The 13,376-nt window shown below is 42.0% G+C and carries 10 protein-coding genes and 1 tRNA gene; 10 read left to right on the forward strand and 1 reads right to left on the reverse strand.

Annotated elements, in window-relative coordinates; translation table 11 throughout:
• Nucleotides 1-178: 178 nt before the first annotated feature.
• A complete protein-coding gene (locus tag KDJ85_RS13660) occupies nucleotides 179-742 on the reverse strand; it encodes a DNA-3-methyladenine glycosylase I (RefSeq protein WP_225820142.1) in 564 nt (187 codons plus the stop codon).
• A 202-nt stretch (nucleotides 743-944) separates the two neighbouring features.
• Between KDJ85_RS13660 and glyQ the strand changes: the two genes are divergently transcribed.
• The 10 genes from glyQ (at nucleotide 945) to KDJ85_RS13710 (ending at nucleotide 13,238) form a co-directional block, all read left to right on the forward strand.
• Nucleotides 945-1,853, forward strand: a complete 909-nt coding sequence (gene glyQ / locus KDJ85_RS13665) for a glycine--tRNA ligase subunit alpha (protein ID WP_225820143.1) — start codon at nucleotides 945-947, stop codon at nucleotides 1,851-1,853.
• Nucleotides 1,854-1,862: 9 nt separating this feature from the next.
• Nucleotides 1,863-3,932 carry a glycine--tRNA ligase subunit beta gene (glyS, locus tag KDJ85_RS13670; RefSeq protein WP_225820144.1) on the forward strand — a complete coding sequence of 690 codons (2,070 nt, stop codon included), beginning with the start codon at nucleotides 1,863-1,865 and terminating at the stop codon, nucleotides 3,930-3,932.
• A 220-nt stretch (nucleotides 3,933-4,152) separates the two neighbouring features.
• Nucleotides 4,153-4,229, forward strand: a tRNA-Pro gene (locus tag KDJ85_RS13675).
• A gap of 241 nt (nucleotides 4,230-4,470) precedes the next feature.
• Nucleotides 4,471-6,036, forward strand: a complete 1,566-nt coding sequence (locus KDJ85_RS13680) for a ShlB/FhaC/HecB family hemolysin secretion/activation protein (protein WP_225820145.1) — start codon at nucleotides 4,471-4,473, stop codon at nucleotides 6,034-6,036.
• A 604-nt stretch (nucleotides 6,037-6,640) separates the two neighbouring features.
• Complete coding sequence (dppA, locus tag KDJ85_RS13685; protein WP_225820146.1) at nucleotides 6,641-8,248, forward strand: dipeptide ABC transporter periplasmic-binding protein DppA; 1,608 nt, start codon at nucleotides 6,641-6,643, stop codon at nucleotides 8,246-8,248.
• Nucleotides 8,249-8,416: 168 nt separating this feature from the next.
• The gene (gene dppB / locus KDJ85_RS13690) at nucleotides 8,417-9,436 is read left to right on the forward strand and encodes a dipeptide ABC transporter permease DppB (RefSeq protein WP_206084845.1); all 1,020 of its coding nucleotides are present in this window, start codon (nucleotides 8,417-8,419) and stop codon (nucleotides 9,434-9,436) included.
• A gap of 10 nt (nucleotides 9,437-9,446) precedes the next feature.
• Complete coding sequence (gene dppC, locus KDJ85_RS13695; RefSeq protein WP_225820147.1) at nucleotides 9,447-10,349, forward strand: dipeptide ABC transporter permease DppC; 903 nt, start codon at nucleotides 9,447-9,449, stop codon at nucleotides 10,347-10,349.
• 12 nt (nucleotides 10,350-10,361) lie between these two features.
• Nucleotides 10,362-11,342: a dipeptide ABC transporter ATP-binding protein gene (dppD, locus tag KDJ85_RS13700; protein WP_206084843.1), complete on the forward strand. Its 981-nt coding sequence runs from the start codon at nucleotides 10,362-10,364 to the stop codon at nucleotides 11,340-11,342.
• Nucleotides 11,339-12,343 (forward strand): dipeptide ABC transporter ATP-binding subunit DppF, encoded by a 1,005-nt coding sequence (gene dppF / locus KDJ85_RS13705; protein WP_225820148.1) that lies wholly within the window; start codon nucleotides 11,339-11,341, stop codon nucleotides 12,341-12,343. Before dppD ends, dppF begins: the two co-directional genes overlap by 4 nt.
• Before the next feature lie 196 nt (nucleotides 12,344-12,539).
• The gene (locus tag KDJ85_RS13710) at nucleotides 12,540-13,238 is read left to right on the forward strand and encodes a HAMP domain-containing protein (protein WP_225820149.1); all 699 of its coding nucleotides are present in this window, start codon (nucleotides 12,540-12,542) and stop codon (nucleotides 13,236-13,238) included.
• The last annotated feature ends 138 nt before the right edge of the window (nucleotides 13,239-13,376 follow it).

Consider the following 13,376-nt stretch of genomic DNA (forward strand, 5'->3'; position numbering starts at 1 on the left):
TTGTTAATGGAATTTAAAACATACTCCGCCAAACCATAGAGTTCAACCGCTTATTTTATTTGTTTGCTGGTTTTAAATATCTTATTATGGGAAATAAATGGCTTATAATTTCAAACGTTAAAGAATTGATAGCTTATTTTTCTTTATCAAGGATACGAATCAGTCTATAAGTTCTGAATTATTTAAACTGGCAACAGTGAATTAAGTGGTCATTTATCATGCCTGTTGCTTGCATGAAGGCATAGCAGGTGACTGAGCCAACAAATTTAAACCCCCGCTTTTTAAGTGCTTTGGAGAGTTTTTTTGAAAGTTCTGTTTCCGCGGGAACTTGAGATGAGCTCTCCCAGTGGTTGATAATCGGCTGGTTGTTGACAAACTCCCATAGAAAAGTTGAAAAGTCCTCTCCATTTTTCTGCATCGCTAAATAAGCGTTGGCATTTGCAATAATGGCATTGATTTTTAAGCGGTTTCGAATAATACGTGAATCTTGCATTAAGCGCTCAACATCTTTTTCATTCATACATGCAATACGCTGAGGATCAAACTGGTGGAATAACTCCCGATAGTTTTGGCGTTTTTTTAAAATTGTGTACCAAGATAACCCCGCTTGCTGTCCTTCCAAACAGATCATTTCAAACAAATGTTGGTTATCATGATTCGGTTTGCCCCATTCATTATCATGGTAGGCGATATATTCAGGATCTTGATTGACCCAATGACAACGCGTCAGTGATGTACCCATTTTTCATCCTTTTTCCAATCATAATCAACTTGCCTCAAAAAACACAACACTTATACTGTATAAATAACCAGTTTAAAAGGGGCGAAAGTATATTTTTTTATTTTTAGAATAAATACAGACAGATTCAATGCTGTATATCTGTCGGTCAAAGGGTATACTGACGTACTTTCATTAAATTTAACGTATCGCGTGCGGATCTAACATGCAAAAGTTTGATACCAAAACCTTTCAAGGTCTTATCCTAACATTACAGGATTATTGGGCGCGTCAAGGCTGTACCATTGTTCAACCATTGGACATGGAAGTCGGCGCAGGAACCTCCCATCCAATGACGTGTTTGCGTGCATTAGGCCCTGAGCCTATTGCTGCGGCATATGTCCAACCATCTCGCAGGCCAACGGATGGTCGCTATGGCGAAAACCCAAACCGTCTACAACATTATTATCAATTCCAGGTGATCATCAAACCATCACCAGATAACATCCAAGAACTGTACCTCGGCTCATTGAAAGAGCTAGGGGTAGACCCAACTATTCATGATATCCGCTTTGTTGAGGATAACTGGGAAAACCCAACACTTGGTGCTTGGGGGCTTGGTTGGGAAGTGTGGTTAAACGGGATGGAGGTTACTCAGTTTACTTACTTCCAACAAGTTGGTGGGCTGGAATGTAAACCTGTAACGGGTGAAATCACTTATGGTTTAGAACGTTTGGCAATGTACATTCAAGGTGTCGACAGTGTGTATGACCTTGTGTGGTGCGATGGCCCGTTAGGCAAAACCACTTATGGTGATATCTATCACCAAAATGAAGTTGAGCAATCCACCTATAACTTCGAATATGCAAATGTCGATTTTCTCTTCAAATGCTTCGAAGAATATGAGAAAGAAGCGCAACATTTGTTAGCATTGGAAACACCACTTCCATTGCCTGCTTATGAACGCATCTTAAAAGCCGCTCATACTTTCAACTTACTGGATGCGCGTAAAGCCATTTCTGTTACTGAACGCCAACGCTATATTTTACGTATTCGTGCCCTCACTAAAGGGGTTGCTGAAGCGTACTATGCTTCACGTGAAGCGCTTGGATTCCCTATGTGTCATAAGAACTAAGAGGCTGTCATGACTCAACAGACTTTCCTTGTGGAAATCGGCACCGAAGAGTTACCGCCGAAGGCTCTTCGTTCATTAGCTGAATCATTTGCAGCAAACTTTACTGCGGAACTTGATGGTGCTGACATCGCTCACGGTGCAGTAACTTGGTTTGCTGCTCCGCGTCGTTTAGCGCTTAAAATCGCCGATTTAGCAGCATCACAACCTGATCGTGAAGTTGAAAAACGCGGCCCTGCTATTGCCCAAGCATTTGGTGCAGACGGACAGCCGACTAAAGCGGCGGAAGGCTGGGCGCGTGGTTGTGGTATTACTGTTGATCAAGCAGAGCGTTTGACGACAGATAAAGGTGAATGGTTACTGTATCGCGCACAAATGAAAGGCCAAGCTGTCAGCGAATTGCTGGTGGATATGGTCAGCCGTTCATTAGCGAAACTGCCTATCCCTAAATTGATGCGTTGGGCAGATAAAGACACACAATTTGTGCGTCCTGTTCATACTGTTACACTGCTACTGGGTAGCGATGTTATTGACGGCGAAATTTTAGGCATTAAGAGCGCGAGAACGATTCGTGGTCACCGCTTTATGGGCGAAGCTGAATTTACGATTGATAATGCGGATCAATACCCAGCGATTTTACGCGAACGCGGTAAAGTTATGGCGGATTACGAAGAGCGTAAAGCCGTTATCAAAGCGGACGCAGAAAAAGCGGCCCAAGCGCTGGGTGGCAAAGCAGACTTAACAGAAAGTTTATTAGAGGAAGTGGCTTCATTGGTTGAATGGCCAGTGGTGTTAACCGCAAAATTTGAAGAGAAGTTCTTAGAGGTTCCTTCAGAAGCGCTGGTTTATACCATGAAAGGTGACCAAAAATATTTCCCTGTTTATGATAATGCAGGCAATTTAATGCCAAATTTCATTTTCGTGGCGAATATTGAATCTTCCGATCCACAACAGATTATTTCTGGTAACGAAAAAGTTGTTCGTCCTCGTCTAGCCGATGCGGAGTTTTTCTTTAAAACTGACCGTAAGCAACGTTTAGAGGATAATTTACCACGCCTAGAAACAGTCTTGTTCCAAAAACAATTAGGGACATTGCGTGATAAAACGGATCGTTTAGAAGCTTTAGCGGGTTGGATTGCCAGTAAAATTGGTGCGGATGTTAACCATGCAACTCGTGCAGGGTTATTAGCAAAATGTGACTTAATGACCAACATGGTCTTCGAATTTACTGATACACAAGGTGTTATGGGGATGCATTATGCACGCCATGATGGTGAATCAGAAGACGTTGCATTAGCACTTAAAGAGCAGTATCAACCACGTTTTGCTGGTGATGAGCTGCCTTCCACTGATGTTTCTGCTGCATTAGCACTTGCAGAGAAGATGGACACATTAGCGGGTATTTTCGGGATCGGTCAGCACCCTAAAGGGGATAAAGACCCATTTGCTTTGCGCCGTGCTGCATTAGGTGTTCTGCGTATTATCGTTGAAAAAGGTTACCAGCTTGATTTAGTGGAAATGACTGAAGAGGCTGCACGTTTATACGGTGATAAATTAACCAACAAAGATGTAGTCAATGATGTGGTTGAATTTATGCTTGGCCGTTTCCGTTCTTGGTATCAAGAACTGGGTTATAGCATTGATACCATTCAGGCGGTATTAGCGCGTCGTCCAACGCAGCCTGCCGACTTTGATGCACGCGTGAAAGCCGTAACGCATTTCCGTACATTGGAAGAAGCACAGGCCCTTGCGGCGGCAAATAAGCGAGTTTCAAATATTCTGAGTAAATCAGATGAGAATTTATCTGATACTGTTTTAGCATCCGTGCTGAAAACGCCAGAAGAAGTGAAGCTAGCGACACACGTCGTTGTTCTGCAAGATAAGCTGGCACCAATGTTTGCAGAAAGAAACTACCAAGATGCACTTGCTGAGCTCGCATCTTTACGTGATGTCGTTGATGAATTCTTTGAAAATGTCATGGTAATGGATGAAGAACAAGCGGTTCGAGTGAATCGTTTAACACTTTTAAGCCAGTTACGTGAGCTATTTTTAAAGGTGGCAGATATTTCTTTACTGCAATAAGGCCAAATTGCACATTTAATGTGCAGCTGAGTGTCTTTTTATAAAAGTTAATCTGTTTGATAAATAAGCGCTAAATTGTATTTAGCGCTTATTTTTTTAGTGTGTTTGGTAAAAAAGCAAAGAAACCTTACCTTTTTGGTGGTTTTATCAGCAAATGAACGGAATTCAATAAAAATGGGTTGACGATCCCCATTCTTGGCAGTATTATTCACACCGTTTTCGGCGAGTAGCGCAGCTTGGTAGCGCAACTGGTTTGGGACCAGTGGGTCGGAGGTTCGAATCCTCTCTCGCCGACCAAATTCCAAAACCCACCTCATAGAGGTGGGTTTTCTCGTTTTAGCTCCCCGCAATTTTAAACCTTTCGACTATTATTTTTTCAGATTAACTTTGATTGCAATCTATTGCTGTATTTGGTGTTATACACACCTACGGTTTGAGTTTTCCTCATGAATTACGTACTGGCTACAATAAAGCTTATTTATTAGCTCAAGTTGTTTATGGTGCTGATAAAGGTATTTTTCATGACAAGGACTCGTTAATGAAAACCAAGCATGTTAACCCCTCTATTTTTCTTATCCTTTATTTTGTTGCACTGATAGCGGTGATACCAAAAGGTTTTGCAGCGCCAAATAGCCAAAATGCGGATGTGAACCAGCTTACGCCCCTGCCTTGTATCATTATTAACGTTTTTAATTTAATGGGTATGGAGCGGTTACCCAAGATTAAACCTAAGCAGATAAAAATCTGGCGTGGGATGATTGAAGGCCGATGTATGACTCCGTCTGAGTTACTTACCCATGCGGATTATATAAATACAGAGCTAATTAAAGCGGGCTATTTAACGTCTTATCTGTCTTACCCTGAACAACCCTTGTTTTTGAACATTTTACAGGCCGAGGTTATTACAGGGACTATTTCGAATATTCATTATCAGGGGGGAGCCAATATTTTTCCTTTTGAAACGGGTGATGTTCTAAATTTACGACATATTGAACAGGGTTTGTATAATCTACAAAATGCAGCTTTAGTTCCTTACCGTATTGATTTAGCGCCTGATGACATGAATCCTCAGGCAACTGAGATTGTTGTCGTTGGTGGGAATCAACGTGATCAAAGAGGAATATTGTCTATTGAATATCGTCCTTTTGATAGTCAGTCTAAAGCTGTCATCTCTCATGATGTTATTTTTGCTAATCCGTTACGGATAAATGATTCGCTGTATTTAAATGCAAATCATTCTTTAGGTTCTTCGAATGGAAATAAGCTACAAGCTATCGCGCTTGGTTATTCGCTGCCATATCGTTATTGGTTGTTTTCTCTTTATAGTCATTACCAAAATAGCCAAACAAAGATACTAATTAATGACATCGCACTAGAGATGCAGCAACGTAATCGGGCATTATTACTGACTGTACAATATATTTTTAATCGCACTGAAAATAGCGTTACTTTATTTAATGTTAGTTCGCAAATTCAAACTATTGATACCTTTTTAGCAGGGCAACGCTTGGTAACGCAAAGGCGGCTAGCTAGCTATTTGTCTGGTGACCTGATTTATCAGCACACTTTTTCACGAGGCCAAGCGACGGTATCTTTGAAATATAAACAAGGGAACCGTTTGTTTGGCGCTAATGCGACACAAATTACAGGGTTAGAACGGCCTCAAATTTACCAGCTATCATTTTCATCAGCTTGGGGAAGCTCATCTATTTATTATCAGAATAGTTTAGATATCCAATTGAGCCGCTCTAAACTCGATGGATTGTTAGAGCGAGAAGCTTTTTTTGGAAGAAACGGCGTGCAGGGTTTTCCAAATACAGATGGTATTGAGATGGGAGACAATAGCTTAAAGCTACACAATGAAGTGAGTTGGGATATACCGAGGGAACAAACTCAGTTGTATAGTTCTATTGGAATGGGGGTAACGGCAAATGATAGAACAACATTTTGGCGAAAGAATGCCTTATTAGGCTGCAAGGCTGGAGTGAGGGGCTCAATAGGGGCAATCAATTATCATGTTTTCCTTGAAGCGCCTATTTGGCAAGTTAATCAGGTTGTTGCTAATAGCCTCCATTCAGGTATCCAAGCGAGTATGCGTTATTAGTCAATAAGTTAACAACAGTATGAGAGGAGTGGGGAGCGTCTTAGCCAATTGTAGCTTTTATCAACAATATCATAGAATTTTATGTATACAGCTTGAATGATTAAAAGGAACGCATAAAAATTATTTTATTCTTTAAGTTATCAATTGGTTAAAATTATGTTTAGCATGAACAGGCGAATGTTTTTAATATGGATAAAAAATAAACTAAATAATAACATGCTAAAATAATTTCAATCCTCATTTCCTTCAGTGTTTTATTTCAGCAGCTATTGGGTAAAACGCTATATTCGTTCAGTAATTCAGCACTTAATCACAAATATAAAAATAAATAACCCCAACACAAAACACTAATCATTACTAATAATATGGTTATAACGCCTGCTTATTGATCGTTTCATTGATATTTTAGCCTAAATTAGCATGCTAATTGTTTCTAATATGTTACGAGTTTTGTGTGTGATGAGTCAATGCAGCTATTGACGAAGTGAGTGACAGTTGATTAATTGCTCAATGAATAACAAAAAATACAGATACTACTTCTGTCATTTTAATGGCGGGGTTAGTCATCGAGCAAAAACAACATGAACACCACAGGAGCATACAGATGCGCTCTATTAAAAAAACAGGTCTACTTTCAGTAGGATTAACACTAGCAGCATTAGCGGTGTCGGCATCAGTACAAGCTAAAACATTAGTGTACTGTTCAGAAGGTTCGCCAGAAGGCTTTAACCCTCAGTTATTTACGTCTGGTACAACATACGATGCAAGTTCAATTCCACTGTATAATCGTTTGGTTGAGTTTAAATTAGGTACTACAGAGATTGAGCCAGGCTTAGCAGAGAGCTGGGAAGTGAGTGATGATGGAAAAGTGTATACTTTCCACCTACGTAAAGGCGTGAAATGGCACTCAAACAAAGAATTCAAACCAACCCGCGACCTTAATGCGGATGATGTTATCTATACATTCATGCGTCAAAAAGATGCAAACCACCCATATCATAAAGTTTCTGGCGGTAGCTATGAGTACTTCATGGGAATGGATATGGATAAAATTATCGACAAAGTTGAAAAAGTCGATGATAACACAGTAAAAATTACACTAACTCGCCCTGAAGCGCCATTCTTAGCGGATATGGCAATGGACTTCGCTTCCATTTTGTCTGCGGAATATGCTGACCAAATGTTGAAAGCAGGAACTCCTGAAAAAGTTGACTTAAACCCTATCGGAACGGGCCCTTTTGTTTTACAACAGTATCAAAAAGACTCCCGCATTTTATATAAGGCGAATGACCAATATTGGGGAACAAAGCCAAAACTTGACCGCTTAGTATTTTCAATCACGCCTGATGCTTCAGTACGTTATGCGAAACTGCAAAAAAATGAATGCCAAGTTATGCCGTATCCAAATCCAGCTGACTTAGAGCGCATGAAACAAGACAAAGATATTACCTTGTTAGAGCAACCAGGTCTGAACGTGGGGTACCTCTCTTATAACGTAGAGAAAAAACCACTGGATAATCAAAAGGTTCGTCAAGCATTGTCAATGGCAGTGAACAAAGATGCGATCATCGAAGCGGTTTACCAAGGTGCAGGTCAAAAAGCGAAAAACCTAATCCCACCAACGATGTGGAGCTATAACGATGCCGTGACGGATTATGAATATAATCCAGAAAAAGCCAAAGCACTGTTAGCAGAAGCAGGTTTCCCGAATGGGTTTGAAATTGATTTGTGGGCGATGCCAGTTCAGCGTCCATATAATCCAAATGCACGTCGCATGGCCGAAATGATCCAAGCAGACTGGGCGAAAGTTGGTGTGAAATCAAAAGTTGTTAGCTATGAGTGGGGCGAATACCTCAAGCGTGCTAAAGACGGTGAGCCACAAACGGTCATGATGGGTTGGACTGGGGATAATGGGGATCCAGACAACTTCTTCGCTACATTATTTAGCTGTGCTGCGAAAAAACAAGGTTCTAACTACTCCAAATGGTGTAACGAAAGCTTTGAAAACCTGATCCAGCCTGCTCGTATGACGGCAGACCACAACAAACGCGTTGAGCTGTATAAACAAGCACAAGTTGTGATGAATGAACAGGCTCCAGCGCTGATCATTGCTCACTCAACTGTGTTTGAACCAGTACGCAAAGAAGTGAAAGGCTATGTGGTTGATCCACTGGGTAAACATCACTTCGAAAACGTCGATATTGAGAAGTAATCGTATCTAATCTGTCTATGCCCTTCGTTGCTGGTTTGGAACGAAGGGCGTTTTCTTCTTTAAAAGAAGCAGAGAAGTTCAGTTGTTTGTGAGCACCCAGAAAAGTGATTTTCTGAGTAGCCAAACGGACTAAGAGCCGTCAACGGCATTATTAAAGAGATTCAGGATATGCTGCAATTTATCCTCCGACGATTGGGGCTTGTGATCCCCACGTTTATCGGTATTACATTACTCACATTTGCTTTTGTCCATATGATCCCTGGTGATCCAGTCATGATCATGGCGGGCGAAAGAGGGTTATCCCCCGAAAGACACGCCTATTTAATGGCTGAATTAGGGCTAGATCAGCCACTTTGGAAACAATATCTGCATTATATCAATGGCATATTTCATGGCGATCTAGGGATTTCCCTAAAAAGTCGCATTGGCGTATGGGAAGAATTTGTTCCACGCTTTTTAGCAACTGTTGAATTAGCCACCTGTGCCATGATTTTCGCGATTTCTGTCGGGATCCCTGTTGGGGTATTAGCCGCAGTTAAACGCGGGTCGATTTTTGACCACACCGCGATTGGGCTTTCCTTAACAGGTTATTCAATGCCGATTTTCTGGTGGGGGATCATGCTCATCATGTTAGTGTCGGTACAGCTTGACTTGACGCCTGTTGCAGGGCGAGTAAGTGACACAGTTTTCCTTGATGATTCACAACCACTCACGGGTTTTATGCTTATTGATACCCTAATTTGGGGGGAGAGTGGTGATTTTGTCGATGCGTTAGAACACCTTATCTTGCCATCCATTGTATTGGGGACGATCCCATTAGCCGTTATTGTGCGAATGACACGTTCTTCTATGTTGGAAGTATTGGGTGAAGACTACATCCGTACCGCACGAGCGAAAGGCTTAGGTCGTGCAAGGGTTATCCTTATTCATGCTTTACGTAATGCTTTGTTGCCAGTGGTCACCGTGATTGGCTTGCAGGTTGGGGTTATGCTAGCGGGGGCTATTTTGACCGAAACCATTTTCTCATGGCCAGGGTTAGGCCGTTGGTTAATCGAAGGGCTACAACGCCGTGATTACCCTGTTGTTCAAGGCGGTGTGTTGCTTGTTGCCACATTGATTATCTTCGTTAACTTAGTGGTCGACGTGCTGTACGGCATTGTAAACCCAAGAATTCGTCATAAGAAATAAGGAGCGCTAAATGTCTCAATCTACTGAGCCAACCGTTGTCAGCGCCCCACAGCCGATGACACCGTTACAAGAATTTTGGCACTATTTTAAACGCAACAAAGGGGCCGTTGTTGGGATGTTTTACATCATCCTGATGGTGTTAATCGCGATTTTTGCAGGGATCCTAGCCCCTCATGCTCCAGATGAGCAATTCCGTGACTTTTTACTTGCCCCACCAGTTTGGCAAGAGGGCGGAACGTGGCAATTTATTTTAGGCACCGATGACGTTGGGCGCGATTTATTATCTCGCTTGATGTATGGCGCTCGTTTATCACTGCTAGTTGGTTGCCTTGTGGTCGTGCTTTCATTGATCATGGGGGTAACAATTGGTGTGATTGCGGGTTACTTTGGTGGGGTCGTTGATGCGCTGATTATGCGTGTTGTTGATATCATGTTGGCGTTGCCAAGTCTGTTATTGGCCTTAGTGCTGGTGGCTATTTTTGGCCCTTCTATTGTGAATGCTTCTATTGCATTGACATTCGTGGCGTTGCCTCACTATATCCGTTTGACGCGTGCAGCCGTTTTGGTCGAAGTAAACCGTGACTATGTGACCGCTTCGCGAGTTGCGGGTGCAGGGGCTATTCGTCAGATGTTTGTCAATATTTTACCTAACTGCCTCGCGCCCTTAATTGTTCAGGCATCGTTAGGGTTTTCGAATGCTATTTTAGATATGGCTGCTTTGGGTTTCCTTGGTATGGGGGCTCAACCTCCAACGCCAGAGTGGGGAACAATGCTGTCTGATGTGTTGCAGTTTGCACAGAGCGCATGGTGGGTCGTGACGTTCCCAGGATTAGCAATTTTATTAACTGTATTAGCGTTTAACCTGATGGGCGATGGTTTGCGTGATGCATTTGATCCAAAACTCAAGCAGTGATGAGGTAATCTAATGGCACTGTTAAATGTAGAACAACTTTCGGTACATTTCGGCGACGACAAAGCTCCGTTTCGCGCCGTTGATCGGATCAGCTATAGCGTTGAAAAAGGCCAAGTCGTTGGGATTGTTGGCGAGTCAGGCTCAGGAAAATCGGTTAGCTCTTTAGCCATTATGGGGTTAATTGACTACCCTGGAAAAGTGATGGCGGACTCATTAAAGTTCGATGGCCGCGATTTATTGTCTATCCCTGAAAAAGAGCGCCGACAAATTGTCGGTGCCGATGTCGCGATGATTTTCCAAGATCCGATGACCAGCTTGAACCCATGCTTTACAGTGGGTTATCAAATCATGGAAGCATTAAAAGTTCATCAAGGTGGTAATAAAGGTACTCGTAAGCAACGAGCGATTGATCTACTTGATATGGTGGGGATACCTGATCCTGAATCACGTTTGGATGTGTATCCGCACCAGTTATCGGGTGGGATGAGCCAACGAGTGATGATTGCGATGGCGATTGCCTGTCGTCCTAAGTTATTGATTGCAGATGAGCCAACAACCGCACTGGATGTAACGATTCAAGCACAGATTATTGAATTACTGTTGGAGTTACAACAGCAAGAAAATATGGCTCTGGTGCTGATTACTCACGACCTTGCATTGGTTGCTGAAGCCGCTCACCACATTATCGTGATGTATGCAGGGCAAGTTGTCGAGTCAGCAAAAGCGAGTGATATCTTTAAACATCCTCGCCACCCTTATACACAGGCGCTATTACGTGCGCTCCCTGAATTTGCGACGAATAAATCACGTTTAGCTTCGCTTCCAGGCGTGGTTCCTGGTAAATATGACAGGCCAACGGGTTGCTTGCTCAATCCGCGTTGCCCGTATGCCACAGAGAAATGCCGCCAAGAAGAGCCAATGTTACAAACCGTTGGTGATCGCCAAGTTAAATGCCATATGCCGCTTGATGATATGGGGAGGCCAACACTATGAGTGACAAACATGCTACACCACTGCTAAAGGCGGTGGATTTGAAAAAATATTACTCTGTCAAAAGAGGCGTTTTTGGTGCAGAAAAGACGTTAAAAGCACTTGATGGCGTTTCATTTGAGCTCGAAAGAGGCAAAACATTAGCTGTTGTGGGAGAGTCTGGTTGTGGTAAGTCGACATTAGGTCGCTTATTGACGATGATAGAGCACCCTTCTGATGGTGAACTGTATTATCAAGACCAAAACTTGTTGATTAAAGATAAATCAGCTGAAAAATTACGTCGCCAAAAAATTCAAATCGTCTTTCAAAACCCGTATGGGTCTTTGAATCCACGCAAAAAAGTGGGACAAATATTGGAAGAGCCATTAGTGATTAATACGACGCTTTCGAAAGAAGAGCGGAAAGAAAAAGTATTATCGATGATGGCTAAAGTCGGTTTGAAAACAGAGCATTATAGCCGTTACCCACATATGTTTTCAGGTGGTCAGCGTCAACGGATTGCAATTGCACGCGGTTTGATGCTTGACCCTGATATTGTGGTGGCTGATGAGCCAGTGTCTGCGCTGGATGTGTCTGTACGTGCTCAAGTGTTAAATTTAATGATGGATCTTCAACAGGATTTAGGCTTGTCTTATGTGTTTATTTCCCATGATTTATCCGTGGTGGAGCACATTGCCGATGAGGTGATGGTGATGTATTTGGGGCGTTGTGTGGAAAAAGGGACGAAAGAACAGATTTTTAACAATCCTCTGCACCCTTATACACAAGCGTTACTTTCAGCAACCCCAAGACTGAACCCAGATTCACGTCGTGAACGCATTAAATTAACGGGAGAATTGCCAAGTCCGTTGAACCCACCTCCTGGCTGTGCTTTTGCTGCTCGTTGCCGCCGTGCATTTAGCCAATGTACACAATTTCAACCGACACTGAAAGAATATGACCAGCAGCTTGTCGCATGTTTTGCAGTCGATGAAGATGAAAAACACACGATTGTTGTAAGTTAAGTTTTTGAATGGCAGAAAGCCCCTCTTTCTGCCATTTTATTTGTGGAGTTAGTGCATAATTCTCTTCGAGTTGTATCTTATCTTAAATATCCAATCTTTCTTTTTAAATTACTCTTTTGCGGATAAAATCAAGTATACTGACAGATGTTTTTCGTTCTTCTTTAAAAAGCGGCTTGATTAGGAAGGTTGTGGCCAAATGAATACGCAAGTCCAACGCTCACTAACATTAAAAAGTATGGTTGCATTTTTTGCGATTACATTACTCTCACTTGCGCTTTTTTTAGCTATTCAATTCAGTTACTTACTAGAGCAGCGTAAGCAGGATTACTTAGATCAGCTCAGTAATGCTGTTGTGCAAATTCAAAAACCATTAACAGATTCTCTGCTAAGCTCAGATCTTAACGAAGCGAAAAAGTTGCTTGTGAGCTTAAAAACCTCTGGCATTATGGGAAAAGCGATAGTTACTGTTGATGATGCTACCGTCATGAATTTAAGTTTTGCGACGCCAAAGCCGATACCTGAATGGGCAGAGTATATTGTGGGCATTCCTGTGGAAATGACAGTGCCATTATATGCTTATGGCAATGTCGTGCTACAAGCCAAGCCTCAAGGTTATTTGACCTTACAGGTAGATTCGAACCGAGTTTATCGATTTGCATTAAATACGCTTGCTTTAATGACGACCACTTATTTGTTGTTGGTTTTGATTATCGCAATTGCGATGACCTGGTGTGTTAGCCGTATGATTGTTAGGCCATTGCGTAAAATAGCGATTGAATTGCAAACTAATGAATCGGTAAATCAAGTCACCGTATCTAGTTATCATCACGATGATGAGCTTGGTTTATTGGCAAAAGGTTATAATCGTCAAAGAAAACAACAAAAATCAGACTAAGCCATGAACATGCTTTCAGCTTTATGGTCTAATATCGTTAGAGTGGTGGCAATGAAAGATTGGATAAAGCCATACGATATCGTTTAACCCAGTAAGTTCGCGTTTTTCGTTAACTTATTCGTTGTAATTTGCGGTTAA

Source organism: Providencia vermicola, assembly GCF_020381325.1.
Lineage (GTDB): Bacteria > Pseudomonadota > Gammaproteobacteria > Enterobacterales > Enterobacteriaceae > Providencia > Providencia vermicola.

Excerpts from the sequence above, each read along its gene's own strand:
- KDJ85_RS13660 (WP_225820142.1), bottom strand. The coding sequence starts at position 742 with ATGGGTACATCACTGACGCGTTGTCATTGGGTCAATCAAGATCCTGAA.
- glyQ (WP_225820143.1), top strand. The coding sequence starts at position 945 with ATGCAAAAGTTTGATACCAAAACCTTTCAAGGTCTTATCCTAACATTA.
- glyS (WP_225820144.1), top strand. The coding sequence starts at position 1,863 with ATGACTCAACAGACTTTCCTTGTGGAAATCGGCACCGAAGAGTTACCG.
- KDJ85_RS13680 (WP_225820145.1), top strand. The coding sequence starts at position 4,471 with ATGAAAACCAAGCATGTTAACCCCTCTATTTTTCTTATCCTTTATTTT.
- dppA (WP_225820146.1), top strand. The coding sequence starts at position 6,641 with ATGCGCTCTATTAAAAAAACAGGTCTACTTTCAGTAGGATTAACACTA.
- dppB (WP_206084845.1), top strand. The coding sequence starts at position 8,417 with ATGCTGCAATTTATCCTCCGACGATTGGGGCTTGTGATCCCCACGTTT.
- dppC (WP_225820147.1), top strand. The coding sequence starts at position 9,447 with ATGTCTCAATCTACTGAGCCAACCGTTGTCAGCGCCCCACAGCCGATG.
- dppD (WP_206084843.1), top strand. The coding sequence starts at position 10,362 with ATGGCACTGTTAAATGTAGAACAACTTTCGGTACATTTCGGCGACGAC.
- dppF (WP_225820148.1), top strand. The coding sequence starts at position 11,339 with ATGAGTGACAAACATGCTACACCACTGCTAAAGGCGGTGGATTTGAAA.
- KDJ85_RS13710 (WP_225820149.1), top strand. The coding sequence starts at position 12,540 with ATGAATACGCAAGTCCAACGCTCACTAACATTAAAAAGTATGGTTGCA.